Genomic DNA, 26,777 nt, shown 5'->3' with positions numbered 1-26,777 from the left:
CTCGCAGGTGGGATGTCCGTCGGTGACATCCCACCTTACGAGCGCCCGGAAGGCGAGTCAAGCGCCGGTCACTTTCCCGAAACGGGCCCCGGTGGCCGTTGGCTGAACCCGCCGGCATCGCTCGAGCCAAGGATCGCGACCGCGCCAACTGCTCCGCCCGCCAGGAGTCCGCCGACCAGAGCGGATTGGCCAAGCGCAAAGCTGCGCTTGGAGACGGATGTTACCGCCGCGCGGGGCAGCGCCACGGTGTCACTCGGCACTTCGATGGTGAACCCGTCCTGCGTGCGCGCGGCGGTGACGGCCAGGAGCAAGGTATCCGACCGGATGTCGAGCACCTTGCCGTCGACTTGGGCGACGTTGGGTCCGAAATGGGTTCTAACCTGGCTGGTGCCTGCAGACGAGAGGTCGGCGCGGATGTCCTGTCCAGCAACCGGGGCCGGCCCCGTGACCGCCTCGTAGCGATAGCAGCCGGCCGCAGCCGTGATACCGGCGGCGATGGCAATGGCGCGAGCCGCGCCACGACAGATTAAGACCACGTGCTCCTCCCGCTCGTAAGTAGGTACTGAGGCGTGCAGCCGGCGCGCGCCAAGCTCTGGACGCCGGTGACGTGCCAGCCCATGTTGAATGCACGGCTGAACGATACGACCCATTCGAGGGGTCCTCAATGCTCCTGTCCACCCAGCCCGGCCGGCGCGGCGACGAGCGCCGCCCGCGGCGGCTCCGGGCCGCCGCTCTGCGCGCCGCACTGATCCGCACCGCCCTGCCGCTGGCGCTGGTCATGGGGTTGGCAGCGTGCGGCGGCCACAACTCGCCGGAAACCGTTCCCAACGTTGACCCGGACACGCCGATCGCGCTCATCGTGCAGAACAGCCACTGGCTCGACGTGGTGGTGTACGTGGTGCACGACGGGGAATCTACCCGTGTGGGCGACGTGACGGCGGCCTCCACCGGCAACTTCGTCCTTCCGCGCTGGATGATTGGCCAGGGCCGGGCCATCCGCCTCGTGGCCGATCCCGTCGGCTCCGGCGCCGGTACGGTGACCGACGTGCTGACGGTCCTCCCCGGCGAGTCGGTCGAATGGCATCTGGAGAGCCAGTTGTCGCGATCCTCCGTCAGCGTTTACTGACCGCCAAACCTCCGCAAGCGAGAACGGCCCGCCCGAAGGCGGACCGTCTCGCTTCTGCTACCTGCGTTTACCGGTTCCCGCATCCCACCCCGAGGATCAGGGCGGGCACGTCTGCGGACCCGGGTCGTTCGCGTTGCGGAACCCGTTGGCGAGCTGCGTGCCAACGTCCGGGATGTTGGGGTTGCTGCTCTCCTCGGTCAGTCCGTAGAAGAGCCGGCGCGGGATGAGGCCGCCGAACTTGGGCTCATTGAACGTCGGCGTCAGGTCGGGGCACCCCGTGCGCTTATAGTCGTTCCAGATCTCGTAGTTCTGGAACAGCGAAACCCACTTCTCTTCGATGATATTGCGCAGCGTGACCGCCCCAAGCACCGGCTCGCCATGCGCCGTCCTGATGTTGTTGACGAGCGTGGCCGCGAGCGCGGGATTGCCGCCCGGCCGAAGCAGCTCGGCTTCCGCCAGGATCAACGCGTTTTCCTCTCCGGTGACCCACGGCTGCGCAAAATTCGGAGCGGTCCGCGGGCTGCCATCGATCTGCGCGGCCAGCGGGGTCGGCGTCGGCGCGGCGAAGTACTGCGTCCGCCGAGTGTCGTTGTTCGCGTTCATGAAGTTGATCAGCGTGTTACTCGCGATCAGATCCGAGCCGAACCCGCTGACGCTGAAGAACTGGTTCCAGCCGTTGGACGTGGTCGGATCCGCCCCACCCACGACGGCGTTGAAGTCCTGCGAGCCATCCACGGCCACACCCTTCGCCGCTTCGACAGCGATCTGGGTATAGAACGCGTTGCCTGCCTTGGCCCCGCCATTCACCGCAACCTGGTGAAGGAGAATGCGGGCCTTGAGCGTATGGGCCAGGGCAACCCAGGCGGCAGCCTGCGCCTGGGCCGAGGGGAGACCACCGTAGGAAAAGTCGACCACACTCGGTCCGCCAGCCCCGTCAGCCGGAATCTCGGCAATCGCAGCATCGAGCAATGTCTCGAGCGCCGCATAGACGTCCAGCTGCTTGTCCAGCTTGGGGGTCTTGGCGGCTGACACTGCCTCGGAGTAGGGAATATCTCCCCACTTGTCGGCGGCCTCGCTGATGATCAGCGCCTCCCAGATCTTGGCGACTCCGTTATAGAACGGATCCACCTTGTCGGTTTTGGCCTGGATCGTTCGGAGATCGATCAAGCCACCTCCCTGGTACACCGCAAAGAACGCGGCATCGAACGTTCCGTCGTCCATCTGGTAGTCGGTGCCCTGCTGCTCCAGGAAGCGCCCGTTGATGCCGAGGCACTGTTGCATCCAGATGCAGACGGTGTAGGCCATCGTCCCTTCGAACGTCGAGTACTGCGACGCCTGGAATGCCGCGAATAGCTGATTGGCCGTCGCCTGATCCTGCGACGGGTTGTTCGGGTCCGTCGACACCGACGGCCCGCTCAGAAAGTCGCTGCACCCGGTGACCGCAATCCCACAGAGGGCGGCGGTCAGGAGATGCTTCGAAAGTCGGAACATCTGATTCCTCCGCCCTTAGCGAGAAAGCGTGACGGTGAAGTTGAACGACCGGCTCTGGGGCGTGTTGAAGTAGTCGAGCCCGCGGCGCACCTGCTGCGCCTGCCCCAGGTTGGTCTCCGGATCGAGGCCCCGGTACTTGGTGCTGGTCAGCAGGTTCCGGCCCGCGACCCGGAGGTCGATGCTGCTCAGGCCGAGGCTCCTGCGCACCCAGGGCTGATTGAGCGACAACTGCAAGGCCACTTCGCGGAGGCGGATGAAGCCGCCATCCTCGATGAAGTCGCCATCGTCGCCGGCGAACGTGGTGCCCGTGTTGCGGTACCAACCCTCGCCGATGGAGACCGGGGTTCCGGCACCGGGCCCGACCGTCGGGCCGATGAACCAGAAGTCCTGGCCGAACGTGTGCACGTTGCCGGTGCAGGTGGTGGGATCGTTCCGGTCGGTGCACGAAGCCCGCTGCTCGGTGTCCTTGTGCGTGCCGTAGCTGTACAAGGCGCCGCGGGTGCCGTCCCAGACGTCGCCGCCGTTGCGGACGTCGACCAGGGCGGACAGGGTGAGATTCTTCACCCGGAACGAGGTCCGGCCGGAGCCGGTCCAGTCGGCGTTCGGGTTGCCGATGATCGTCGGGCTCGGATCCAGGATCGGGAAGCCGTCGGCGCCGATGTAGAGCGCGCCCTTGGGCTGGCCCTGGCACGCCGCATCAAAGTCGGGCAGCACGCCGGACGAAGAGACACCGCAACGGATGAGGCCCGAGCCACGGAGTGAGCCGTATGGCAGACCCACACTAAGGCCCTGGCTCACGAGGAACGCGCCGGGCAGCTCCAGGAAGTCGGGCGGATTCTCGCCCAGACCCAGCACGTCGTTCCGGTTGCGGGCGAACTGGAAGCCCAGGTCCCAGGCAAAGTCGCGCTTGGTGACCGGCCGGATGTTGAGGTTCACCTCGATGCCGCGGTTGCGGATGCGGCCGGCATTGGCGTTCTGGAACTGGAAGCCGGTCGAAGGCGGCAACGGGAAGGGCAGAATGACATTGGCGGTCTTGGCCTGATAGAACGTGAAGCTCAGGTCGGACTTGTCGCCGAAGAGCCCCACGTCGAACCCGGTCTCGAACTCCTTGCTGCGCTCGGGCACCAACTGGTCGGCGCCCTTGGTGCTCTGGGTGTACACGCCGCCGATGCCGTTCTCGGTCGGATTCAAGCCCACACCCTGTACGCCGCCGTTGAAGAAGAACCCGGCCTGCGGCGACACCAGCGTCTGCAGCTCGTACGGGAGCGGGTTGACGCCGGCCTCACCGTACGAGGCGCGGATCTTGGCGTAGCTCACCGTCGACGTCGGGCGGTCCTTGATGAAGTTCCACGCCATCGACGCCTTGGGGAACCAGGCGTAGCGGTTATCGGGGCTGTACGTGTTCGAGCCGTCGTACCGCAGCGCACCGGTGAGGTAAAGCTGGTTGGCGATGTCGAACGTCGCCTGGCCGAAGTAGCCGACCGTGCGGGTCTTGAACTGCTGATCGATGATCGGATCACGCGTAACCGTGTTCTGCAGGTTGAAGGGGGTCGTAGTGATGAACCCACGTCCCGTGGTGCCCCGCAGGGTCTGGCGGTTGGCGTTCACGTTCTGGCCGATGGTGAACGTGCCGCCGAGGTTGGCGCTCTTCTTCCACGTGGCGGTGGCGGTCAGCACCTGGTCGATCGTGAAGTTGGTGATGTTGCCGCTCTTGATGTCGCCGGCCGGGAACGAGGAAGCGTTGATCGGCAGCGCATTGGCGCGGTCGTCGTTGTAGTAATCGGTGCCGATCGTCTCGTTCAGCTTGAGCCAACTGGCGAGGCTTGCCTCGATGTTCGCGTTACCGAATACCCGCTGGTTCGAGGACTGGTCGAGGATGTTGTTGATGTCGAACACCGGGTTGTCGAACACCCGCGAGCTGCCGAAGTCCAGCACCGGGTCCGGCTTCTGGATGATGAACGACGACGGATTGGTGGCACCCACCTTCGTGGTCGCGGTATCGGCGAAGTTGTTGTACTCCGGCGGCGTGCGGTACGATCCGAGCAGGATGCCGCTCGTATTGTTGCCGCGGTCGATGAATCGGCCGTCGGTCTTGGAGTAGTTGAGGTTCGCGCCGATCTTGATCGCGTTCGACGCCTGGTGGCTGCCGCTCAGCTTGACCGCGGTCCGCCGCAGCACGTCGTTGCTGCCGATCACGCTGCCGTTCTGATACAGGTTGTTGCCGGAAATGAAGAACGTGGTCCGGTCGTTGCCGCCCGAGATGGTGAGCGTCTGGTCGGAGCTGAACCCGGTCGTGAACAGGTCACGCGCGTGATCAAACGTCGGCGTGCCCGCCGCGAGCTGCGGACCCCAGCTCCGGAAGCAGATGGCCGCGCCGCTGCGGTCGCAGTCGCCCGGGGCCGGCGCGATACTGTTGGTGCCCTGCCCGAAGCTCCGCTGCAGCGTCATGTAGTTGTTGGCGTTGTCGGTGCCGAACGAGCTGCGGAGGGAGTACCGGGTCGGGCCGGCGTGGCCGTGCTTGGTGGTGATCAGGATGACGCCGTTGCCAGCGGACGCGCCGTAAATCGAGCTGGCCGACGGCCCTTTCAGGATCTCGACCGACTCGATATCCGCCGGGTTGATGTCGGTGAGACGGCTCTGGGTATTACCGCCGGTGATCGGCCCCTCGCCGTCCAGCGCGTCGAAGTTGAACGTCGCGTACGTGGTGTTGTCGACCGGCATCCCGTCCACGACGAAGAGCGGCTGGGTGCTGCCGCTATAGGTGCGGGGACCGCGGATCTGGATGAACGCCGAGGAACCGGGGTCGCCGGACGACGAGGTGACGACCACGTTCGGCGCCTTGGCCGAGAGCGCGTTGATGACGCTCGGCTCCTGGCTGTGGGTGATTTCCTGCCCGGAGACGCTGCTGCGCACGTTGCCGAGCTTGGACACCTCGCTCGTGGTGCCCTCGCCGGTCACGACCAGCTCACCGAGCTGGAGGGGATTGGCGGCGAGCGAGAAGTCCTGGGTGATCTGACCTTCGGCGAGAGTGACGGTGGTGGTCTGCGGCTTGTAGTTGATCGCGCGTGCCGTGACCGTCACCTGCTGACCGCTGACCCGGTTGGCGGGGACGAGGATCGTGTAATGCCCGTCCTCCCGGGTCGAGCCACCCAGCCCGAGCTGGGTAAGGCTCACTGTGGCGTTCGCGAGCGGGCGCCCGTTATCGCTCGTCACCGTCCCGGTAATGACGGCCGCCTGCTGCTGGGCCATCAATCCCGCGGCGGGGAGCAACAGCAGAGCTCCGAGGCTCGCGAAGAACCGACGAAGTGCTGGTGCCATGCCTCCTCCATGTGGTCTTGGGAACGAAACTGCCAAACGAACCACACCTGCGGACTACAGCTCCGGGGCGATGCTCCGCCCGCGGAACACCCTGCCGGACCTCAGGTCCGGACGTGAATTCGCGACTGGGACCGACGCACACCGGGTACGTTGCCTCCGGCTGCAACCATCGGCCGCTCATCGGCATCTAGTGGAAGGCGGCGAAACTCCATACTGCGCTGCTGAAAGAGTCCCTGAGACGGCATGACCACCGCGCCGTCGGGGAATTCGGTGGGCCGACGAACCGGGAAAATCCCGGGGCGCTGGCCACATATGCTCAACCCGTCGGCGCGCTCACTTCAAGCGGCCGACCGGCACAATGCCCCGATCTGATGCGGGTGCCTTTCATCATTGGTTTTCTTGGGGAGACTTACCCCTAAGAGCGACGCGTTGGGCGCGAACTGCTCATTGGAGACGGCTCAATGTACGGTCCGGACCACAGGTGCGCAACACCAGCGGGGTGTGCAGGTTGGCACGGGGCCAAGTGTCGTGTTTCTAGGCGAAACAGTTGGCTGGCCGGTGTATGAAATGCCGACGGGGCGGATAAATAGACGGCGGGTTAGCGGACAGGGTGGGATTCGAACCCACGATACCCTCGCGGGTATACCGGTTTTCGAGACCGGCTCCTTCAGCCACTCGGACACCTGTCCTTGGAGGGGGAAGGGTATAACGGTCGACTGCCGGCTGAAAGGTGGGCCGCCTTTACCGCCTTAGAAAATACGCCGCCGTGGCCGTGAAGGCATCGCCTGCCTGCTGGAGGAGTGCCGCGGAAAACGCGCCCGCGAGGCGCCGGTCCACCGTTGCGGGAGCCGCGACGCCAAGCGCCGGTGGTTCGACGGTGACCTGGCCGGACAGATGATCCACCGTGACGAACCGGCCGTACCAGTCGAACGCGTCGACCGGGCTCAGCTGTGCGTTGAGCATGAACGTGACCCGGTCCTGAAGCCGGCGGTCCAGCATCGACTCGCCGTGGAGCAGCAGCGAGTCGGTGGCAATCCCGGTGAGCTGGAATAGCGTGGGCGCGATATCGATGTGGGACGTGATGTATGGCAGGCGAACCTGGGTCCGGAAGATCCCGGGCGCGTAGAGCAGGAAGGGTACGTTGAACGCCAGGTCGCCGGGGCGCATCGGCTCACCCACCGCCTGGAATTCCGCGAGATAGCGCAGCCCATGATCGCCGACGGCCACCACGATGACACTGTCGCGGAGGCCGGCCCGGTCGAACGCGTCGAGCAATCCGGCGATCTCCCCGTCGAGCACATGGGCAATCCCACCAATCCGCTCGGCCGCCGGGCGGCCTCTCCGGTCGGGCGGCGCCGGCCAACCGAAATGTCCGAGGGCCGTCGCGAGCAGGACCAGCGCCTTGCGACCATGCGCCTGGGCGCCGAGGACGCAGCCCGCGGCACGCTCGAAGGCCTGGTGCTCGCGGTCGGCGAGGAGACCGAAGTACGACTCACCCCGCGCCCGGCGGACGGAGGCCTCCAGCAGACGCGTGAAGCCGAGATCAATCAGCTCGCGACGATTCTGCACGCCCACATCCCATTCGATGCGATACGAATCGATGAACGTGGTCTCATAGCCGCGGTGCCCGAACGTGGCCGCGATGCCGTCGGTCGAAAAGTCGCCGTAATCCACGATGAATCGGCCCGGCTTGGGATACGTGCCGCTCGCGATCCCGTAAATGGCCCGGGTAGTGAACGGGCCGTTGGTGTAGTGGTGTTCCGAAACGATGCCGTGCCTTCCCATCCTCAGGAATCCGGGAAATGCGGGGTTATCGATGATCGGGTAGTACTTGCGCGGGGCAGTCTCGAGGGCGATCACGACGATGTGGCGGGGAACCAGGTCGGCCGCCGCGAGCCGGACCAGCGGCTCGGCCGTCGGCGCGCGACCACCCGGGTAGGCGACGGCCCGATACCTTGCGAGCAACTGGCCGCGACTTTCGGGCTGCACCTTTTGCGCGTCGTGGCGATCGATGTTCCAGAGCGCAAGCGCCGTCTGAACCCAGTAGCCCCGCCCTGCCGTGGATTCGCTCCCGAAAGGCGCAAGCACCGGCCCCGGCGCGAGCAGCGCCGCCCCGACGAGCGTCGCGCTCAGGGCCACAGCCCCGCGATCGAGAGCCGGGGGCCACCGCGGCCGATCGCGGCGGCGCAGGAGAAGCAGCAACCCGACGGGCCAGAGGCCCAGCACAAGAAAAAGCGCGAGCTTCCGCGGCGTGACCACGCGGCCGAGCACATCCGGATGCCCCGTCGCCCAGCTCACGCTCTCGCCCAGGAGCTCGGTCGTGATGAGGCTGCGGACTTCCACCGTCGCGAGATAGTTGGCGGCCAGGAGCAGAAGTGCGATGCAGGTGCCCCCGCCGATCACCCAGGCGCGCGGCAGCCGCAACAGCACGTGCCCGACCAGGTAGGCGGCCGGGACGAGGATCGCCAGCTCCACGGCATCGGCGCGGAAAAACCGCAGCAGGCCGGCGGCCGATCGCGGCCATCCCGCGCCCCCGCGCCGCGCGACCGCGTCGAGCAGGCCGCCGAAGGTGTTGTCTCGGACGCCCACGCGCAGGAAATGGGCGTGGAACGCGACCGTGGGGATGAGGAGAAAGAGGTACCACCAGCCGATCGCGCCGATGGCGGCGGGCAGCGTGCCCGAGCCGCCTTTACCGGCGCGCATGGAAGAACCGTAACAGGAGCTCGCCGCACTCCTGACCCATCAAGCCCCCCAGCACTTCCACGCCGTGGTTCAGCTTTGGATGCCGAAGGAGATCGTAAACCGAGCCGGCCATGCCGGTGCGGGGGTCGAAGGCGCCGAAGACCACGCGCGAGAGCTTGGTGAGCACGATGGCGCCCGCGCACTGCGCGCAAGGCTCGAGAGTGACGTAGAGCGTCGCGTCGAGCAGCCGGTCCTCGCCCACGCGCTCGAGCGCGCGACGGATCGCGAGCATCTCGGCATGGGCCGTGGGGTCGCGGCGCTGCACGGTTTCGTTGTGCGCCTCGGCCAGGTACTCGCCCTCGCGGATGATGACGGCCCCCACCGGGACTTCCGCACGCACCGTGGCGGCGCGGGCCAGCCGGAGCGCCGCCTCCATGCCCGCGAGGTCGGCGGGGGACGGGGTGCCCCTACGCACCCGCGGCCCCGGCCTCCGACGTGGCGCGGTCGAAGCGGAGTCGGCCGTCTTCGCGGGCCACCACGATCGTGTCGCCGTCGTGGAACCGGCCTTCCAGGAGCTCCAGCGCGATCGGGTTCTGCAGCTCGCGCTGCAGCACCCGCTTGAGCGGACGGGCACCGTACACCGGGTCATAGCCCTGATTCGCCAGGAGCTCGCGTGCCTCGGGTGTCACCCGGAGGTGCAGGTGCCGCTGCGCCAGCATCCGCTCGATCCGCGCGAGCTGGAGCGCCACGATGTGGTTCAGGTCCTCCCGGGTGAGCTGGCGGAAGACGATGATGTCGTCCACCCGATTCAGGAACTCGGGCCGGAAGGTTCTGCGCAGCTCGTCCCGCACCCGCTCCTCGATGGCCGCCCACTGCTCTTCGGTGACGCCGGCGCCCGCCTCGACGATGTACTGGCTGCCGAGGTTCGACGTCATGATGATCACGGCATTGCGGAAGTCCACCACCCTCCCCTGGCTGTCCGTGAGCCGCCCGTCGTCGAGGATCTGGAGCAGCAGGTTGAAGACGTCGGGGTGGGCCTTTTCGATCTCGTCGAAGAGGATCACGCTGTAGGGGCGCCGGCGCACCGCCTCGGTGAGCTGCCCGCCCTCCTCGTAGCCCACGTATCCGGGCGGGGCACCGATCATCCGCGCCACCGCATGCTTCTCCATGTACTCCGACATATCGAGCCGGACGAGCGCGCGCTCGTCGTCGAAGAGAAACTCGGCGAGCGCGCGGGCCGTCTCCGTCTTGCCGACACCGGTGGGGCCGAGAAAGATGAACGAGCCCAGCGGCCGATTGGGGTCTTGCAAGCCGGCGCGGCTCCGGCGCACCGCGTTGGCTACGGCGGTCACGGCCTCGCGCTGGCCCACGACGCGCCGCGCCAGCTCGTCCTCCAGCCGGGTGAGCCGCTCCCGCTCCGACTCGAGCATCTTGCTCACCGGAATGCCGGTCCAGCGGGACACGATCTCCGCGATGTCCTCGTCGTCCACCTCTTCCTTCAGGTACTGGGCGCGCCCCTGCACCTCGTGGAGCCGCGCCTCCTGCTCCGCGAGCTGGCGCTCGAGCTCGGGGATGCGGCCGAAACGCAGCTCCGCGGCGCGCTGGAGGTCGCCGCGGCGGCTCGCCTGATCGACCTCGCCGCGGAGCGCCTCGACCTCGGCGCGCTTGGACTGGAGCTCGCCGATCGTCTGCTTCTCCGATTGCCACTGGGCCTTCATGGCGGCGCTCTGCTCGCGCAACCCGGCGATCTCGCGCTCCAGCCCCTCGCGGCGCTCCACCGCCGCCTTGTCCTTCTCCTTGACCAACGCCTGGCGCTCGATCTCGAGTTGCAGGAGCCGGCGCTCGACCTCGTCGATTTCCTGGGGCAGGCTGTCGATTTCGATGCGGAGCCGGCTCGCCGCCTCGTCCACCAGGTCGATCGCCTTGTCGGGGAGGAAGCGGTCGCCGATGTAGCGGTCGCTCAGGCTGGCGGCGGCGAGGATCGCGTTGTCGGTGATCCGGACGCCGTGGTGTACCTCGTACTTCTCCTTGAGCCCGCGCAGAATCGCGATCGTGTCGGCCACGCTCGGCTCTCGCACCAGCACCGGCTGGAAGCGGCGCTCCAGCGCCGCATCCTTCTCGATATGCTTGCGGTACTCGTCGAGCGTGGTAGCGCCGATCACGTGCAGCTCGCCGCGGGCAAGCGGCGGCTTGAGCATGTTGCTCGCGTCCACCGCACCCTCGGCCGCGCCCGCGCCTACGATCGTGTGCAACTCGTCGATGAAGGTGATGAACCGGCCCTCGTTGGCGGTAAGCTCCTTCACCACGGCCTTCAACCGCTCCTCGAACTCGCCGCGGTACTTGGCACCGGCCAGGAGCTGGCCGATATCGAGTGCCACCACCTCGCGGTGCCGGAGCGCCTCGGGCACGTCGCCGTGGACGATGCGCTGTGCCAGGCCCTCGACGATGGCGGTCTTGCCGACGCCCGGCTCACCGATCAGGACGGGATTGTTCTTGGTGCGACGTGAGAGCACCTGCATGACCCGGCGAATCTCTTCGTCGCGCCCGATCACCGGGTCGAGCTTTCCGGTGCGGGCCAGGTCGGTGAGGTTCCGCGTATAGCGCTCGAGCGCCTGGTACTTCTCCTCCGGCGTCTGGTCGGTGACCCGATGCGAGCCGCGCACGCCCTCGAGCGCGGCGCGGAGATCCTCGGGCGAGATGCCCTGGCCGGTGATGAGCGCGCGCGCGGTGGTGTTCCGCTCGTCCACCAGTGCGAGCAGCAGGTGCTCGGTGGAGACGTAGGCGTCGCCCAACGACCTGGCCTCCTGCTCGGCCCGGTCGAAGACCCGATTGAGCTCGCGGCTCAGCGTGGGCTCGGCACCGCCGGACTGGGTCGGAAACCGCGCGATCTCGCGCTCGGTGGCGTCGCGCAACGCCGCGACGTTGAGGCCAGCCTTCTGGAGGAGCGGCTGGACCGCGCCCTCGTCCTGGTCGAGGAGCGCCAGGAAGAGGTGCGCGTCATTGATGACGGGGTTGCCCCGCCGGCGGGCATCCTCGCCCGCATCACGAAAGGCTTCCTGCGCCTTGATGGTCAATCGGTCCGGACGAATCATCTTCTCCCTCGAGTGCCTGCCCGAGAGCCCCCGCCCCCGGATGTTGTACCATTGGACCAGCGGGCGACGTTGGCAAGGGGGAGGCTGCGGAGCAAACGCAAAGAGGCGGCCCCCTCGGGGGCCGCCTCTTTACGTGGGCTGTGCTCAGTGTTGGGAGCCGATCCGGCGGGCGACGATCATCTTGCGAGTATATCGCTCGCCGTCGACCGTCAACTGGTAGTAGTACACACCCGTTCCCGCTTCCCGTCGTCCGTCCAGGTATTTGCCATCCCAGTAGGCCCGGTGCTCACCGCAGGTAAGCCGGAGGAGCACGAGCGCCGGACCGCTGTCTTCCTTGCCGCTGGTGCTGCTGTCGGCGAGAACCGGAATCGCGACTACCTGCACCAGCGAGTTGAAAACTCTGAGACTGACCACCGGCTGATGACCCCGGACACACAGCTCCGGGCTGATTTCGAACGGAATCGTGGTCGCCGCACCCAACGGATTGGGGTAGTAGTCCTTCAGCTCGACCTTCGGCTGTGGCAGCAGCACCTGCGCGGCCGCCGGCGAGCTAGCACCCACCAACATGATACCGAGCCACCACCCCGCCCACTTGAAGCGGACCATGGGGACTCCTGTCGAACGAAGGGTTGAACGGTGGATGCACCTCCGGGCTGAAAGGGCTCGAACGCGGAGTTCGGATCTGTAACGAGGGTCGCGCAATATGGGCGGCGGTCGCACGCGATGTCAAGGAAAACCACGTCCGGCATCGGCACGCGGCGCGAGACGGCGCGCGTCGCCGGTGCGCACGGTGATTCCCCGCGCGTCGGCCCACTCGAGGAGCGGGATAAGGAACTTGCGGCTGATGCCGAGCCGCTCGCGAAGTGCGGCGGGGTGGATGTCGCCGGCGGCGCCCACCTCGCGCAGGACCTCGGCGAATCGGCGGAGCGCGCCGGTGCCGTAGTAGCGGTCGCGCTCGACCGGCTCGACGCGGCCGCGGGCGGTGGCAAGGCGGAGGATCGTGGCCACGTCCCGCCGGCCGGTCTCACGTTCGAGCTCGGGCACACTCGGCGGCGCCACGCCGGCCCGATCGATGATCTCGACCAGCCGATCGACCTCCGCGTCGCCGCCTTCGACCCGCGGCTCGAAGCCGCTCATGCTTGCGAGGCCGTGGACGGCACGGATCCGCCGGTCGGCGGCGAGCGAGTCGAGCGCGGCTTCGGCCAGCCAGCCGGGAGCGCGGAGGGCGCGCCGGAGCGTCTCGAGCGGCATGCCGCGCTCGGCGGGTTGCCGCCGGTGAAAATTGCGCAGCGCTTCGAGCGCTCGGGATTCGGCATCGCGGAACGCTCGAGCAAGTACCCAGTGCTCGCCCACCCGGCGGAGCCGCTGGTCGCGCCGCCCCACTTCGTCAGCCCATCGGGCCGGCAAGCCGAGGAGCACCGGTGCCGCCGCCGCATCGAAGCCCTGCGGCCTTCGCTCCACCAGCGCATGGAAGCGCTCGGATGGCGCGTCGCTCGCAAGCCCCGCGGGCCAGGCCGCGCGCCGGGCCGGCGGTGTCGGATCCAGGACCCGGCCGCCGCCGATGGTGGTAACCGGGCTGAAATTCCGGAGCACGAAGCGGTCGCCGCCGCGGGCCACGACCGGCGATTCGAGGCGAAGCCGCGCGAGCCCCCGGCCGCCCGGCGCCACCGCGCCGCGCGGCAGCACGCGCGCCATGACCTCGGCCGTGCCGAGGAGAAGTCGGACGCGGCTGCGGGCGGCAAGGGGGCGAGGGGTGCTCGGGAGCAATGTCACCTCGACGTCGAGCACGTCGGTCGGGGCCCACGGCAAGTCGGCGGTGACGAGCACGTCGCCCCGGCGCGCTTCGACTCGGTCGAGGCCGGCAATGCCAACGGCGAGGCGGGCGCCGGGATCGCTCCGCTCGAGCGCGCGCCCGTGGGTCTCGAGCGAACGGACCCGGCCCTCGACGCCGGAGGGCAGCAGCTGCACCGCGTCGTCCAGCGCGAGTGAGCCCGACCAGGCAGTACCGGTGACGACGGTGCCGACCCCTGCGATGGAGAACGCGCGGTCCACGGGGAGGCGAAAGGCATCATCCGCAGCGCGCGGGGCGACGCGGCCCGCGTGGCTCCGGATCCGCGCGCGCAGCTCTTCCAGACCGGCGCCCGTCGCTGCGGAGGTCGCCACAGGGTCGTCGAATGCCACCGCCGAGTGCCCGAGGCGCTCGGCCAGGTCGGCGGAGACGAGATCGAGCCACTCCGGCTCGACCAGGTCCGACTTGCTGATAACGGGAATTGCCGCGGGCACGCCGAGCTGCTCCAAAATGGCGAGGTGCTCGAGGGTCTGCGGCATGATGCCTTCGTCGGCCGCGACGACGAGCAGCGCCAGGTCGAAGCCGGATGCGCCGGCGACCATCGTCCGGACGAAGTCTTCGTGCCCCGGTACATCGACCACACCGGCCGCACCGCCGTCGCCCAGCTCAAGTGGCGCGAAGTTGAGCTCGATCGTGATGCCGCGCCGACGCTCCTCCGCCAGCCGGTCCATCGTGCGGCCGGTGAGCGCCGCGATGAGCGCGGACTTGCCGTGGTCGATGTGTCCGGCGGTGCCGATGATCATCGATGTGGCGGGTGGTCGCGCGCCTATGCCGCGGCCCAAGGCCGGCGAGCCCAGAACTCGAGCGCGGGTAACTCGGCGCCTTCGCCCAAGTGGTGGCGGACGTAACGGACGAGCAGGCGGCGGTGCGCGGCGGCATGGCGCAGGTCGAGCACCGGGAGCGGCAGATCCGGGGCGAGGAGCGCCGCAAGGTCGGCCCGAGACTCGGGGGGCAGCCTGGTCACGTCCTGGGCCCCGGCGCAGCGGGAGCAGAGCGCGCCGCCCTCGCGTGCACTGAATGCGAGCTCACCCTCCTCGGACACGGGCGCGCCGTCAAGCACGCAGGTCTCGAGCGCCGGGGCAAAGCCGAGCACACTCACCAGGTGCCAGAGGCGGCGGAGGCCGATCGCGGTGACGCTCGCGGCCGGGGTGGCTTCGAGCTCGCGGAGCGCCGCGGCGGCCAGGTCGTAGCTCGCGGGGTGTGGATCGGGCGGGGCGAACCGGAGCAGTAACTCGGCGAGCGCGGAGGCGGCAGCGTAGCGGTCGAGGTCTGCGGCGAGCGGCACCGGCACGCGGATAAGATCAAAAGCGGCCAGCGTATGCAGCTCGCGATGCTCCTTCATGTACAGCTGCGCGTGGCCATCGCTCAGGAACTGCAGGGCGGCGCCGAAGCGGCTCTTCGGCCGGAGCGCGCCCTTGGCGATGGCGCTCTGCACCCCGAAATCGCGGGTGGCGAGCCGCACGATCTTGGAGGATTCGCTGTAGCGCAGGGCCGAGAGCACGATGGCCGGCGTGGACACGAGCATCATGGTGCAAGATAACGCCGACCGAACCACGCAAGCCGGTGCGCGGTGCTTGCGCGGGCGCTTGCGCGGGCGCTTGCGCGGGCGCCCGGCGCATTCTATCATCGTCTCGCTTCTTCACGATTTACGCGAGCGCAGACGCTCGGAAGCCGGTGCAACTCCGGCGCGGCCCCGCCACTGTAACGGGCGCAGCACAGTCGCTGACACCTCGCTCACCATGCCACTGGCAGGCTCGGCCTGCTGGGAAGGCGAGCGGGGGCCCGAAGCCAGGAGACCTCTGCGAGCGCGCCACACGACACCCTCGGGGGAGGGCACCGTGGCGACTCCATCCATCCGCCGCGCAGTCCGCAATTTCGTTCTCGCTTCAGCAGCATCGCTCGTTTCGGGTCTGATCGTTCCAGTTTCGATTCTCCGCGCCCAGGTGCCCGGCGACACCGCCGCGCTGCCGGAGATCGTGGTCACGGCCACGCGCTATCCCGTGCCACCCGAGTCGCTTTCGGCGACGCTCACCGTGCTCAAGGGCGACGACCTCCGGGCGCAGGGCATTTCGTTCGTGGCCGACGCCCTCCGCGAGGTGCCCGGCCTGCATCTCGTGCAGGGCGGCTCGTTCGGAGCCGCGACGTCGCTCTTCACCCGCGGTGGCGAGAGCGACTACACCAAGGTGCTGGTGGACGGCGTGCCCGTGAACCAGCCCGGGGGCGCCTACGATTTCGCCTCGCTCACGACCGACAACGTGGAGCGAATCGAGGTGCTCCGCGGTCCGGCGAGCGTGCTCTACGGCTCGGACGCGGTGAGCGGCGTGGTCCAGATCATCACGCGCGACGGCGCCGGCCCGACCAGGGTGGACGCGGACGCAGAGGCGGGCACATTCGGCACCGTGCGGTGGAGCGCCGCGGCGCACGGGGGGACCGGTGGCAGCGCGGACGCCGGTGGCGCCGCGCTCGGTTGGTCGGGCTCGCTCTCACGGCTCACCACCGACGGTGCATACGCGTTCAACAACGCGTACCGAAACACGGCGGCGAGCGTGCGGCTTCGCGCCCGGCCGGACGCGGAAACCGACGCGGCGCTCACGTTCCGGTTCACCGACGGGCGGTTCGCCTTCCCCACCGATTTCACCGGGGCACTCACCGATCGGAACCAATTCAACACCGATCGCACGACGACAGTGTCGCTCGAAGTGTCCCGGCGGCTTGCGCGGGGACTCGAGGGTCAGCTCCTCGTCGGCCGGAATGCAGAGCGAAGCGGGTTCGACAACACGCCCGACCCGCCGCCGGGGCCGGCGGACGTCGAGACGAGCCGGGCGCGCGTGCGCCGCGAGACGGCCGAAGCGCGCGCGCTCTACACCGGCCTGCCGCGCACGACGCTCATGGCCGGCGTCGCGCTCGACCACCAGCACGAGCACAGCACCGACGAGTCCGATTTCGGGTTCGGCGCGACGGCCGATACGTTCGCGGCCGCGCGGCACGATTGGGGCTTTTACGCGCAGGCGTCGGCGGAGCCGGGGCGCCGCGTGCGCCTCTCGGCCGGCGGACGGCTCGACCGGAACAGCCGATTCGGCGACTTCTGGACCTGGCGCACGAGCGCGCTCGTGCTCCTGACCCCCGCGACGCGGCTCCGCGCCTCGGCGGGCAATGCGTTCAAGGAGCCGAGCTTCTTCGAGAATTTCGCGACGGGGCCGTTCGCCACGGGCAACCCGAACCTGGCGCCGGAACGCACCCAGAGCTTCGAGGGCGGGATCGAGCAGGACGCGCTGCACGGTCACGTGACGCTGTCGATCACCGGATTCGCGCAGCGCTTCCGCGATCTCATCCAGTTCACGGGGGCGCCGCCAGCACCGGGCGCACCGAACTACTTCAACATCGCGGCGGCAAACGCATCAGGCATCGAAGCGTCGGTGGACCTGAAGCGGCTCGGGCCGGTGGGTCTCACGGCGGGCTATACGTGGCTGCACACGCGGGTCACTGACGCCGGATTCGACACGGGGCCGGACGCGAATTTTGTCACCGGCGAACGGCTGCTCAGGCGGCCCGGCCACGCGCTCACGCTGCGGGCGTATTCCGACCCGCGGGCCCGGGCGCAGCTTGGCGCCGAGCTCGAGGTGGTCGGCGCGCGCGACGATCTGCGGTTCGCACAATTCCCGACACCCACCACGCGCATCGAGCTTCCCGCCTACGCGACGCTCGACCTGAGCGGCCACGTGCGCCTGCTCGGCGCGGGGCGCGCACCCGGACTTGGGGTGACGCTCAGGGTGGAAAACGTATTCGACAAGGACTACGAGCAGGTAGCGGGATTCCCGGCGCGAGGGCGGACACTGCTGGTGGGGCTCGCATCGAGCTATCGATGAGCGAAGGGCGGTACCGACGGTGCCGCCCTTACCGCCCTTCGCTTACCGCCTCTACCGTCCTTGCCACCTTTCGTTCCGGTACGACCTGGGGCGAGCCGTCGGGGAGGGTGGCGACCGACACCGGCCACTGAAATATCCGCTCGAGCGTGTCGCTGCGAAACACCTCGGCGGGGCTCCCCTCGGCCGCCACCCGCCCTTCGTCAAGCAGCACGATGCGATCCGCGAAGCGAGCGGCGAGGTTGAGCTCGTGGGTAATGACGAGACCCGCGAGCCCGTCGCGCACCAGCCCGCGCACCAGCTCGAACAGCTCCATCTCGTGGCGCACGTCGAGCGAGGCGGTCGGCTCGTCGAGCACGAGGATGCGCGGCTGCTGCGCCAGCGCGCGCGCCAGCCGCACCAGCTGCCACTCGCCGCCGGAAAGGGTGTCGACCCGCCGCTTGGCCAGCCGCTCGACGTCGCAACGCCGGAGCGCCTTGAGCACGGCCTCGCGGTCCTGCGGTCCTTCCGGTGCGAGCGGCCCCAGGTGCGGATACCGACCGAGCAGGACCATCTGGGCGACGGTGAGAGGAAAAACGATGTCTTCGCGCTGCGCCACGACGCCCACGACCTTGGCAAGCGAGCCGCCGCGCCATTCGGCGACCGGCCGCTCGTCGAGCAGCGCGGCGCCACCGTTGAGGGGCACGAGGCCGAGGAGTGCCCGTACCAGGGTGGTCTTGCCGCTGCCGTTAGGGCCGCAGACGGCGAGCAGCTCGCGAGGGGTGACGCGGAGCGATACGCCGTCGAGCGCCGGCACCGAGGCGCCGTCGTACCGCACGGTAAGCTCGCGGCCTTCGAGGATCACGTAAGCGTCCGGCGTAAGAGAACAGCAAAGAGCGGTACGCCCACGAGCGCGGTGACCGCCCCAACCGGCAGCTCGAGCGGACGCACCACCGTGCGCGCGAGCGCATCGGCCAGCACCATGAACATGCCGCCGCCCAGGAACGCGACCGGGAGCAGCTCGCGGTGGAGCGGCGTCCAGATGCGCCGCGCCGCGTGCGGCACCACGAGCCCCACGAACCCGATCACGCCCGACACCGCGACGCTCGCCGCGGTGAGGAGCGCGGTGGCGACGTACACGATCCGCTTGTCGCGCTCCACTTCGGCCCAGAGGTGCTTGGCGCTCTCCTCGCCGAGTGAGAGCAGGTCGAGCGCGCGCGCGCTCAGGAAGAGGGCGGCGAGCGGCAGCACCGCATAGGCCGCGAACACGGTGAGCGAGCGCCACGACGCCGCGCCGAAGCCGCCCAGGAGCCAGAGATACGCGCGGCGGAGCTGGCTCGCACTCGAGAGCGACACGACGGCGGTCATGAGCGCGCCGGCAAAGGCGCCGACCACGACACCGGCGAGCAACAGCACACGGGGGTCGAGCCGGCGCCCGGCCACGGCACTCAGCCGGTACACCAGCCCGACCGCCGCCGCCGCACCCGCGAACGCCGCGGCGGGCACGGCCCAGGGCCACGATGGGTTCACCGCGATGGCGATGACAGCGCCGAGTCCGGCGCCGCCCGAGAGGCCGAGGAGATAGGGGTCGGCCAGCGGGTTGCGCACCAGCGCCTGTAACGCGGCACCGGTGATGCTGAGGCTCCCGCCCACGAGAAACGCGAGCAGCACGCGCGGTACGCGCAGCTCGCGAATGATGGGTGCCGTGTCGGCGCTGGCGTAGCGCAGGCCGTCCCACAGCTCGCGCGGGCCCAGGGGCACCGGTCCGGCCCAGATGCCGACCAGCAGGCATAGTGGCAGCAGCAGGATGAGGAGCAGCGTTGGCCACTTCATTCGCCGACCTCCGCGGAGAGCGTCGCCGCATGGGCGGCGCGCGCATTGCCCAGAGCGCTGCGCAGCTCACGAATCGCATCGGGCGAGCGGGGGCCCGGCCAGGAGAACTCCGTGCCTTCGATGTGTACGAGGCGGCCCTCGCGCACCGCCCCGACGGCCGACCATTCCGGCCGGCCTTCGAGCGAGGGGGCATCCGCACCCAGGGTCAGTATCAGGTCGGGGTTGCGCGCGGCGACCGCCTCGATGCTCACCACGGCCGATGACGGCGCGACGTCGTCGAAGACGTTCCGTGCGCCGGCGCGCGCGAGCAGCTCGGTAAGAAAACTCCCCCGCCCCACCGTCATTGCCGGCTGCGTCCAGGCAAGGAAGAACACCGACAGCGGATGCACACCCGGCGGCGCCGAAGTCTCGGCGAGCGCCGCCTCGAAGGCGCGCGCGACCGAGTCGCCCTGGAGCTCGTGTCCGGTCACGCGGCCCAGGAGGCGCGCCAGCCGGGGCACGTCGGCCAGATGATCGGTGGTGAGGCGGAGCGATGGTACGCCCAGATCGGCCAGGCGCTCGTGGGCGGCGACATTCTGGCCGGAGCTGTAGAGCAGAACGAGATCCGGGCGGCGGGCGACCACGGCCTCGAGGTTGGGATCGATGCCGTCGCCCACGCTCGGCACCTTGAGAGCGGCGGCAGGGTAGTCGCACCATGTCGTGCGGCCGACCACGGCGTCGCCGGCGCCGATCGCGAACAGCATCTCGGTGATGGCGGGGACCAGCGAGACGATGCGGCGCGCCGGGACACCCACCCGCACCGTATCGCCGCCGTCGTCCGCCATGGGCGTGCCGCGGGCGACGCGCGCCGGCGCTGTATGGCACGCGCCGAGCGACCCGAGCATTGACGCGCCGAGCAGGGCGAGAAGCGGCGCGCCGAGGCGGGACGCGCCGCGGAAGAGCCGGGGAATCGGGGATCGAAGGATCGCGCCGTCCGGTTCAGGGTGTCGAACCCTAGGAGCCCTGCGGGATGGTTGCAAGAGCAGCCTCGAGCGCCGCCTTGAGCCGCGCTCGCTCCGCCGTGTAGCGCGCCCACTCGACGGGGGCCACCTCGGCTTCGCGGCCGCCGTAGGCGGCATCGAGCCGCGCGAGTGATGCGAGCAGCACGTCGGGCTGGCGCGCGCCCGCCGCGCCCGGGCGCGGCAGCAGGCGCACCGCGGCCACCACGAATGCAAGTCCGACGGCTGCCACCAACGCGGGCAAGAGCCACGAGGGCACGGCACCGCTCCCGGGGAGCCCCACCCGGAGCGTATCGCCCGCCGTGAGCGAGCCGGTCCACCGATAGTACGTGCGCGATTGAATCAGCTCGCTGTCCGCCACCGCGAGACTCGGCGTCGTCACCTGCGCCTTCCGTTCCTCGAGCAGCACGTTCACCAGCTCCGCCGGCTGGCGCATCGGGAGCACGAGCTTTCGGAGTCCCGCGGGCAGCACGTAATCCACCACGATCTGCTTCTCGCCGGGCGGGATCGGGGCGTAGAAGAGCAGCCGGTCGCCGGTGCGGCGCACGGCGTCGGGAGAATAGTCGCCCTCGCCCGCCTCGAGCCCGAGCGAGCCGCGGGGGAGTGCCGCGCTCCACGTGGGCGTGAGCGAATCGCCCGCGATGCGGGTGCGGTCGCCGCGGTTGTTGAGCACGATGAGATCGAGCACCGCGCGGCTGCCGTCGGACCGGGGCCGGGCCACAACGAGGTGGCGCGCCTCGAGCGCCACGCGCTGGGTGCTCGACGTGTCGGAGACGACCACCCTGAGCGCGGTGTCGGGGCGGGCGGGGTTCAGGTGGACCGGGGGAGAGAAGTACTCGATGCCCGCGTAGCGGGAACTGATAAGGTAGATAGACGTGGTATCGGCGGTGAATCGGAAGCGAAAGCGGCCAGCCGGGTCGGAGCTGGTGGAGTCGACCGGTCCCTCGGCGGCGCGGCCGACACGGTGCAGGACAACGCGTGCGCCGGGCACCGGCACCGTGTCGCCGCGCTGCACGGTCACGATCTGGCCTGCGGCTAAGGTTTGAGCGGCGACACGGGCGGTGGGGATGGTAAGGAAGGCGGTAAGCGCGGTAGTGACGGAAAAGATGGTAGGGCTTGGGGAACGGGCCGTCAGGCGGAATAGGACACGGCCGGCGCAGTCCCCTACCGCCTTTACCGCCGTTACCGCCACTACCGCGTCCCTTGCTCCCTTGCCGCCCACTTTAGGGCTGAAATCTTCCGAAATCCTGCGGATCCATCTTCTCCAGGTAGTGTTTCAGCTTATCCGCCTCGAGCGACGGGTCGGGGGCAGGCTCATCGGTCTCGACGCCACTCTGATCCAGCAATTGATCGCTGGTAAAGATCGGAGCACGGAGTCTCAGCGCGAGCGCAATGCTATCCGACGGCCGCGCGTCGACCTGGTACACATGGTCGTCGCGCCGGATGAGCAGCTCGGCGAAGTAGGTGTTTTCCTTGACCGCACTGATGATGACGCGGCGGAGATCGCCGCCCAGGCTCACGATCACCTGCTTGAGCAGATCGTGGGTGAGCGGGCGCTGCGCCTTCATTCCCTGCAGCTCCATCGCGATCGCGCTGGCCTCGGCGGGGCCGATCCAGATCGGCAGTACGCGCGAGCCGTCCTTTTCGCGCAGGATCACGACCGGCGTGTTGGTGGTCCGGTCGAGTCCCAGGTGCGCTACGGTAACTTCAATCATTCGTCCGTGGTCCAGTCGTCCGCCGGCCGCGAGGCCGACGCGTCAGCGGGCGGCCGACTGCAGCGCTTTCACGCGATCGGTCCGCTCCCAGGTGAACAGCTCCACCTTGCGGTCGCCGTACCGCACCACCTTGGGTTTGCGGCCGAAGTGTCCGTAGGTCGCCGTCTGACTGAAAATAGGCCGCTTGAGCTTGAGCGTGTCAATGATTCCGCGGGGGGTAAGATCGAAGACCTCTCGCACGATCTGCTCGAGCCGGCGGTCCGGCAGGACGCCGGTGCCGAAGGTGTCCACCATGACCGACACCGGCTCGGCCACCCCGATGGCGTACGCGGCCTGCACCTCGACGCGGCGCGCGAGCTTGGCCTCCACGATGTTCTTGGCCACCCAGCGCAGCGCGTAGGCGGCCGAGCGGTCCACCTTGGAGGGATCCTTGCCGCTGAACGCGCCGCCGCCGTGGCGGGCCATGCCGCCGTAGGTGTCGACGATGATCTTGCGTCCGGTGAGGCCGGCGTCACCGTGCGGGCCGCCGACCACGAAGCGCCCGGTGGGATTGACGAGATAGTTCACCCGGCGCCCCTCGAACCCGTGCTTCTCAAGGACCGGCCGGATCACCTCGCGCACCACGAGATCGCGGATCGTGTTCTGGCTCAGCTCGCGCCCGTTCACCCGCTCGGCGTGCTGGGTGGAGATCACCACGGTGCGCACCGCGACGGGACGATCACCTTCGTACTCCACGGAGACCTGGCTCTTGCCGTCGGGCCGGAGCCAGTCGACCGGCCCGACACCGTTGAGCCCCTTGCGGACCGCGGCGAGGCGCTCGGTCATGCGGTGGGCGAGCACGATGGGGAGCGGCATGCGCTCGCGGGATTCGGCGGTTGCGTAGCCGAACATCATGCCTTGGTCGCCGGCGCCCTGGTCGTGCCCACGGCTCGCGTTCACACCCATCGCGATATCGGGCGACTGGCGATCGATCGAGGCGAGCACCGCGCAGGTGCGGCAGTCGAAGCCGTACGAGGCGTCGGTATAGCCGATACGCTCGACGGTCCGGCGCACGACGTCGGGAATGTGCACGTACGTCGATGTGGTGATCTCCCCGGCGACGACGGCCATGCCGGTGGTCACGAGCGTCTCGCACGCCACCCGCCCGTTCGGGTCTCTGAAGAGGATCGCATCCAGCACCGCATCGGAGATCTGGTCGGCCACCTTGTCGGGGTGGCCCTCGGTCACCGATTCGGAGGTGAACACATGTCGCTCGGAGCGCGCCATAGCGTGAATTCTCGGAGGTGAAAGTCGTCGACGGGCAGTCCGGTCAGCCCGGGGCGTGGCCGGGGGGCAAGGTAGCGACGCCTGCGCGGCGCGGCAACGCCGCCGCGGGATCGAGCAGACGGAGATCAACGTGCTCGTGCACGGCATCGCGGATCGCGTTCAGCACCGCGTCGCCGGTGGGCGCGGCCAGTGCGGCGTCGGCGGCGCGGCGCGCGGCGGCTTCGGGCACCGTGCGGATGACCCACTTGACCAGCGGTATCGACGGCGGCGCCACACTCAGGCGATCGTATCCGAGCCCGACGAGCAGCACCACGGCGAGCGGATCGGAGGCCATTTCGCCGCAGATGCTCACCGGAAGCCCCGCCGCGCGCCCGCACTCGAGCACCGCGTGCAACTGCCGCACGACCGCCGGATGAAACGGGGTGAAGCGGTGCGCGAGGCGCGCGTTGCCGCGGTCCACCGCAAGGGTGTACTGCGTGAGGTCGTTGCTGCCGATGCTGAAGAAGGCGCTCACCTCGGCGAGCCGGTCGGCAACCACCACGGCCGCCGGCGTTTCGATCATGACGCCCACCGGAACCGCGGCCGCCGCCCGCACGCCCGCGGCGCGGAGCGCGGCCGCCTCCTCGGCGAGCAGCTCGCGGGTCTCGACGATCTCCTCGTAGCGGGTGACGAGCGGGAGCATGAGCTGCACGTCGCCGTCCGCGGCGGCGCGGAGCACGGCGCGGAGCTGGGGGCGAAAGATCTCGGGCTGGTCGAGGCAGACGCGGATCGAGCGCCAGCCGAGAAACGGATTGGCCTCCTGGGGCGCCTGGAACGATGCCGGGAACTTGTCGCCGCCGAGATCGAACGAGCGCAGGATGACCGGCCGCCCGCGGAACGCGAGCGCCACGCGCCGGTAGTACTCGGTCTGCTCGGCTTCGGTGGGCAGGCTGGTGCGGCCGGTGAGCAGGAACTCGGTGCGGAGAAGTCCGACCCCTTCGGCCCCGAAGCGCACAGCCGCCTCGATTTCCTCGGGCAGATCGATGTTGCCCATGAGCATGACGCGGCGCCCCTCGGGCGTCACGGCGGCCTTGTCGGCCACGCTCTCGAGCTCGAGCTCGAGCCGGTGCCGCCGGCTCACCTGGGTGCGGACGTCCTCCAGCTCGCCGACGGTGGGATCGACGGTGATGGTGCCGGCCTGCCCGTCGAGCAGCACGACGGCGCCGTTCGGAATCCGGGCCAGCGCGCCGACCGCACCCATCACCGCGGGGATGCCGAGCGAGTGCGCGAGGATGGCGGCGTGAGAGGTGCGCGTGCCCTCTTCGCTCACGAGACCCACGACGTGGTCGCGGTCGAGCTGGACCGTAAGCCCCGGGGCAAGCTCGCGCGCCACGATGATGACCTGCTCGTCGGAGGCGACGTCCCCCATCTCGGTGTCGGCGGCGCCGGTGAGGCGGAGCAGCATCCGGCGCTGGATGCCGTTCACGTCGGCGAGTCGGTCGCGCAGGCGCGCGCTGGTGGCGTTGGACCAGGCGTCGCGCACCTCGAGCGCCTTGAACTCGTACGCGCTCTCGGCGCTCAGCCGGTTGTTGCGGATGAGTTGTTCGACCGACGCGAGAAACTCCGGGTCCTTCGCCATCTCGATCTGCGCGTCGAAGATCCGGGCCTCCTCGGGGCCGGCGCGCTGCAGGACCCGCTGGCCCAACTCCTCCAGGCCGGCTACGACCGCGGCGACGGCCTGGCGCAATCGCCTGATCTCGGTGTCCACCTGCTCGGGCGGGACAGTGCGGTCCGGGATGGAGGGAAGGTCGAGGCGCACGATGAGCGCGGGCGCGCACGCCACGCCCGGCGAAACGCCGACGCCCCGGACGACCCGCGCCGCGCTCACATCTCCCCGAATCCGGCCGCCACCAGCTCGGCCAGCGCCTGCACCGCCCGGTCCGCGTCCGGGCCGTTCGCGCGGATGACGATCGCGCTGCCGCATTCGGCGGCGAGCATCATCACGCCCATGATACTCTTGGCGTTCACCTCGAGCCCGTCCTTGCAGATGAGGATGTCGGCGTCGAACGTGCTGGCGAGCCGCACCAACTGCGCCGCGGGCCGCGCGTGCAGCCCGAGCGGGTTCACGATCGTTGCCTGCCGCTCCGTGATCGGCGTCGTCACGGGAACACGAGCCGGAACAGCAGCGTGAGAGCGACCGTCACGAGCGCAATCCGGATGGCCGTGACGCGCGGCCCGAGCCAGCGCGCGCCGGCCACCGCGCCCGCCGTGAGCCCGAGCGCCGCAAGTGCGGCGGTGGGCCGGTAGTGCTCGAGAAACCACGCGGCGACCAGCGGCAGCGCGAGCCCCACGGCGAAGCCGGCCGCGGGCCCGACCCGGGCCACGACCCGGGGAATCCACGAGCGGCCGATTGCCGCGCCGACGTTCATGCCGGCCGAGAGGCCGGTCTGGAGCGCCCATACCGCGGTGCGCCACCGCACCGCGTTGTACACAAGAAAGAAGGCCACGACGGCCCACCAGCCGGCGCCGAGTGCGAGCGCGCCCAGCGCAGCGGCGATGAGCGCCGGCAGCAGCCCCGCCCAGAATAGCTGATCGCCGAGCGCGCCGAGCGGGCCGCAGAGCGCGGTGCGAAGGCGGCTGATCTGGGCCGGCGGCGCCGCGTCGTACTCGGCGCGGACCAGCGCGCCGAGCGCGAGCCCCGCCAGGTTCGGGTTGCAGTTGAAGAACTCCGCCGAGCGGCTCACGGCGCCCGGGTAGCGCGCCGGGTCGGTGGCTTTGAGATCCTCGAGCAGCGGCTCCGCCGCGTAGCCCAGGCCTACCCCGAGCATCCGCTCGTAGTTCCAGCTCCCCTGCACCGCGAAGAGTCGGAGCAGCGCGTGCCGGGCGCCGGTCATATGAGCACCGCGAGTGCCAAGCCAACCACGATTCCGGCGGCGAGCCAGCGGAGCCGGTTGCCATGCCCCGCGTTCCGGAGCGCGCCGCCGAGCGCGGCGGCGAGGCCGACCCCGACGAGTGTCAGACTCAGTGCCACCGCCGTGCGGCGGTCGAGCCGGCCGAACGTGGCGGCGACCCAGGCGGCGGCGAGCCCGAGCGCCGTGAGCAGCGCGCTTCTCGCGGCGTCCCGCGCCACGCCGCCGTACTGCACCCGGAGAATGGCGCGCTCCTCCCCGGCCGCGAGCGCCGCCGCATGTCGCTGCACCGCGGCGGCGTTCATCCCGCGGAGCGCTTGGAGGCTCCAGCCACCGATCACGGCGATGATGAGTCCCACCGTCCCGGCGAGGCCCAGGCTCAGCTCCCACGGCGCGCCCGCGGCGACCGCGACGCCCGCGATGGTCGCGGGCCCATAGTCCGGATAACGCGCCGCGCCCACCGGCAACACGTCGAGCGCGAAGAGCTCGAGCAGCACCCCCACGCGGAGTCCGGCCCCGATGTCGCCCAGAATCACGCCGGTCACGGTGCCGGCCACGAGCGGCCGCGCGATCATAGTCTGGCCGACGCTCACGAGGTCGAGGCCCACGAGCGTGCCCCACACGAGCAATGCGATGAGCGCGAGAGGATCGGCGCCGATCATGCTAGCGCACTCGTG

21 protein-coding genes, 1 tRNA gene and 1 riboswitch are annotated in these 26,777 nt (G+C 69.4%); of the genes, 2 read left to right on the top strand and 20 right to left on the bottom strand.

Features of this window, described 5'->3' with window-relative positions; genetic code table 11:
* Nucleotides 1–68: 68 nt before the first annotated feature.
* On the bottom strand, nucleotides 69–536 hold the full coding sequence (locus tag VFW66_12785; GenBank protein ID HEX5387575.1) for a hypothetical protein: 468 nt from the start codon (nucleotides 534–536) through the stop codon (nucleotides 69–71).
* Between the two features lie 128 nt (nucleotides 537–664).
* Here VFW66_12785 and VFW66_12780 point away from each other — a divergent pair, with 128 nt between their 5' ends.
* Complete coding sequence (locus tag VFW66_12780) at nucleotides 665–1,126, top strand: hypothetical protein (protein HEX5387574.1); 462 nt, start codon at nucleotides 665–667, stop codon at nucleotides 1,124–1,126.
* Between the two features lie 96 nt (nucleotides 1,127–1,222).
* On the opposite strand, the gene VFW66_12775 is transcribed toward VFW66_12780, so the two are convergent.
* The 9 genes from VFW66_12775 to recO all read right to left on the bottom strand — a co-directional run bounded on the left by VFW66_12775 (nucleotide 1,223) and on the right by recO (nucleotide 15,086).
* Nucleotides 1,223–2,530: a SusD/RagB family nutrient-binding outer membrane lipoprotein gene (locus VFW66_12775; protein HEX5387573.1), complete on the bottom strand. Its 1,308-nt coding sequence runs from the start codon at nucleotides 2,528–2,530 to the stop codon at nucleotides 1,223–1,225.
* Between the two features lie 102 nt (nucleotides 2,531–2,632).
* A complete protein-coding gene (locus VFW66_12770) occupies nucleotides 2,633–5,935 on the bottom strand; it encodes a SusC/RagA family TonB-linked outer membrane protein (protein HEX5387572.1) in 3,303 nt (1,100 codons plus the stop codon).
* 602 nt (nucleotides 5,936–6,537) lie between these two features.
* A tRNA-Ser gene (locus tag VFW66_12765) sits at nucleotides 6,538–6,624 on the bottom strand.
* A gap of 52 nt (nucleotides 6,625–6,676) precedes the next feature.
* Complete coding sequence (locus VFW66_12760) at nucleotides 6,677–8,638, bottom strand: sulfatase-like hydrolase/transferase (protein ID HEX5387571.1); 1,962 nt, start codon at nucleotides 8,636–8,638, stop codon at nucleotides 6,677–6,679.
* Nucleotides 8,625–9,092 carry a tRNA adenosine(34) deaminase TadA gene (gene tadA / locus VFW66_12755; protein HEX5387570.1) on the bottom strand — a complete coding sequence of 156 codons (468 nt, stop codon included), beginning with the start codon at nucleotides 9,090–9,092 and terminating at the stop codon, nucleotides 8,625–8,627. Before tadA ends, VFW66_12760 begins: the two co-directional genes overlap by 14 nt.
* Entirely contained in the window at nucleotides 9,085–11,709 is a 2,625-nt protein-coding gene (gene clpB, locus VFW66_12750; GenBank protein ID HEX5387569.1) for an ATP-dependent chaperone ClpB, read from the bottom strand. Before clpB ends, tadA begins: the two co-directional genes overlap by 8 nt.
* Before the next feature lie 144 nt (nucleotides 11,710–11,853).
* Nucleotides 11,854–12,315 (bottom strand): hypothetical protein, encoded by a 462-nt coding sequence (locus VFW66_12745; protein HEX5387568.1) that lies wholly within the window; start codon nucleotides 12,313–12,315, stop codon nucleotides 11,854–11,856.
* 120 nt (nucleotides 12,316–12,435) lie between these two features.
* Nucleotides 12,436–14,301, bottom strand: coding sequence for a selenocysteine-specific translation elongation factor (selB, locus tag VFW66_12740; GenBank protein ID HEX5387567.1), 1,866 nt, complete (start codon nucleotides 14,299–14,301; stop codon nucleotides 12,436–12,438).
* Between the two features lie 23 nt (nucleotides 14,302–14,324).
* Nucleotides 14,325–15,086, bottom strand: a complete 762-nt coding sequence (recO, locus tag VFW66_12735; GenBank protein ID HEX5387566.1) for a DNA repair protein RecO — start codon at nucleotides 15,084–15,086, stop codon at nucleotides 14,325–14,327.
* Between the two features lie 138 nt (nucleotides 15,087–15,224).
* Nucleotides 15,225–15,355, top strand: a riboswitch (cobalamin riboswitch).
* 41 nt (nucleotides 15,356–15,396) lie between these two features.
* Here recO and VFW66_12730 point away from each other — a divergent pair.
* Entirely contained in the window at nucleotides 15,397–17,424 is a 2,028-nt protein-coding gene (locus VFW66_12730) for a TonB-dependent receptor (protein ID HEX5387565.1), read from the top strand.
* A gap of 28 nt (nucleotides 17,425–17,452) precedes the next feature.
* Here VFW66_12730 and VFW66_12725 read toward each other — a convergent pair whose 3' ends face one another.
* From VFW66_12725 to VFW66_12680, 10 genes are all read right to left on the bottom strand, one after another.
* Nucleotides 17,453–18,265, bottom strand: coding sequence for an ABC transporter ATP-binding protein (locus VFW66_12725; protein ID HEX5387564.1), 813 nt, complete (start codon nucleotides 18,263–18,265; stop codon nucleotides 17,453–17,455).
* Nucleotides 18,262–19,233 (bottom strand): iron ABC transporter permease, encoded by a 972-nt coding sequence (locus VFW66_12720; protein ID HEX5387563.1) that lies wholly within the window; start codon nucleotides 19,231–19,233, stop codon nucleotides 18,262–18,264. The genes VFW66_12725 and VFW66_12720 overlap by 4 nt, the downstream gene beginning before the upstream one ends.
* Complete coding sequence (locus VFW66_12715; protein ID HEX5387562.1) at nucleotides 19,230–20,057, bottom strand: helical backbone metal receptor; 828 nt, start codon at nucleotides 20,055–20,057, stop codon at nucleotides 19,230–19,232. Before VFW66_12715 ends, VFW66_12720 begins: the two co-directional genes overlap by 4 nt.
* A 169-nt stretch (nucleotides 20,058–20,226) precedes the next feature.
* Entirely contained in the window at nucleotides 20,227–21,252 is a 1,026-nt protein-coding gene (locus VFW66_12710; GenBank protein ID HEX5387561.1) for a hypothetical protein, read from the bottom strand.
* A gap of 202 nt (nucleotides 21,253–21,454) precedes the next feature.
* Nucleotides 21,455–21,946: a bifunctional nuclease family protein gene (locus VFW66_12705; GenBank protein ID HEX5387560.1), complete on the bottom strand. Its 492-nt coding sequence runs from the start codon at nucleotides 21,944–21,946 to the stop codon at nucleotides 21,455–21,457.
* A gap of 42 nt (nucleotides 21,947–21,988) precedes the next feature.
* Complete coding sequence (metK, locus tag VFW66_12700; protein HEX5387559.1) at nucleotides 21,989–23,212, bottom strand: methionine adenosyltransferase; 1,224 nt, start codon at nucleotides 23,210–23,212, stop codon at nucleotides 21,989–21,991.
* A 43-nt stretch (nucleotides 23,213–23,255) separates the two neighbouring features.
* Entirely contained in the window at nucleotides 23,256–25,079 is a 1,824-nt protein-coding gene (gene ptsP, locus VFW66_12695) for a phosphoenolpyruvate--protein phosphotransferase (protein HEX5387558.1), read from the bottom strand.
* Nucleotides 25,076–25,354 (bottom strand): HPr family phosphocarrier protein, encoded by a 279-nt coding sequence (locus VFW66_12690; GenBank protein ID HEX5387557.1) that lies wholly within the window; start codon nucleotides 25,352–25,354, stop codon nucleotides 25,076–25,078. The genes ptsP and VFW66_12690 overlap by 4 nt, the downstream gene beginning before the upstream one ends.
* The gene (locus tag VFW66_12685; GenBank protein HEX5387556.1) at nucleotides 25,351–26,085 is read right to left on the bottom strand and encodes a PTS system mannose/fructose/sorbose family transporter subunit IID; all 735 of its coding nucleotides are present in this window, start codon (nucleotides 26,083–26,085) and stop codon (nucleotides 25,351–25,353) included. Before VFW66_12685 ends, VFW66_12690 begins: the two co-directional genes overlap by 4 nt.
* Entirely contained in the window at nucleotides 26,082–26,762 is a 681-nt protein-coding gene (locus tag VFW66_12680; protein ID HEX5387555.1) for a PTS sugar transporter subunit IIC, read from the bottom strand. Before VFW66_12680 ends, VFW66_12685 begins: the two co-directional genes overlap by 4 nt.
* Between the last annotated feature and the right edge of the window lie 15 nt (nucleotides 26,763–26,777).

It is taken from the genome of Gemmatimonadales bacterium, from assembly GCA_036279355.1.
Classification (GTDB): Bacteria; Gemmatimonadota; Gemmatimonadetes; order Gemmatimonadales; family GWC2-71-9; genus DASQPE01.
This window is presented reverse-complemented; position numbering and strand designations above follow the sequence as displayed.

What these genes read in the sequence shown, in the direction of transcription:
- VFW66_12780 (HEX5387574.1), top strand. Translation starts at nt 665, where the DNA reads ATGCTCCTGTCCACCCAGCCCGGCCGGCGCGGCGACGAGCGCCGCCCG.
- VFW66_12770 (HEX5387572.1), bottom strand. Translation starts at nt 5,935, where the DNA reads ATGGCACCAGCACTTCGTCGGTTCTTCGCGAGCCTCGGAGCTCTGCTG.
- VFW66_12760 (HEX5387571.1), bottom strand. Translation starts at nt 8,638, where the DNA reads ATGCGCGCCGGTAAAGGCGGCTCGGGCACGCTGCCCGCCGCCATCGGC.
- clpB (HEX5387569.1), bottom strand. Translation starts at nt 11,709, where the DNA reads ATGATTCGTCCGGACCGATTGACCATCAAGGCGCAGGAAGCCTTTCGT.
- VFW66_12745 (HEX5387568.1), bottom strand. Translation starts at nt 12,315, where the DNA reads ATGGTCCGCTTCAAGTGGGCGGGGTGGTGGCTCGGTATCATGTTGGTG.
- selB (HEX5387567.1), bottom strand. Translation starts at nt 14,301, where the DNA reads ATGATCATCGGCACCGCCGGACACATCGACCACGGCAAGTCCGCGCTC.
- recO (HEX5387566.1), bottom strand. Translation starts at nt 15,086, where the DNA reads ATGATGCTCGTGTCCACGCCGGCCATCGTGCTCTCGGCCCTGCGCTAC.
- VFW66_12720 (HEX5387563.1), bottom strand. Translation starts at nt 19,233, where the DNA reads ATGAAGTGGCCAACGCTGCTCCTCATCCTGCTGCTGCCACTATGCCTG.
- VFW66_12715 (HEX5387562.1), bottom strand. Translation starts at nt 20,057, where the DNA reads ATGGCGGACGACGGCGGCGATACGGTGCGGGTGGGTGTCCCGGCGCGC.
- VFW66_12705 (HEX5387560.1), bottom strand. Translation starts at nt 21,946, where the DNA reads ATGATTGAAGTTACCGTAGCGCACCTGGGACTCGACCGGACCACCAAC.
- metK (HEX5387559.1), bottom strand. Translation starts at nt 23,212, where the DNA reads ATGGCGCGCTCCGAGCGACATGTGTTCACCTCCGAATCGGTGACCGAG.
- VFW66_12685 (HEX5387556.1), bottom strand. Translation starts at nt 26,085, where the DNA reads ATGACCGGCGCCCGGCACGCGCTGCTCCGACTCTTCGCGGTGCAGGGG.
- VFW66_12680 (HEX5387555.1), bottom strand. Translation starts at nt 26,762, where the DNA reads ATGATCGGCGCCGATCCTCTCGCGCTCATCGCATTGCTCGTGTGGGGC.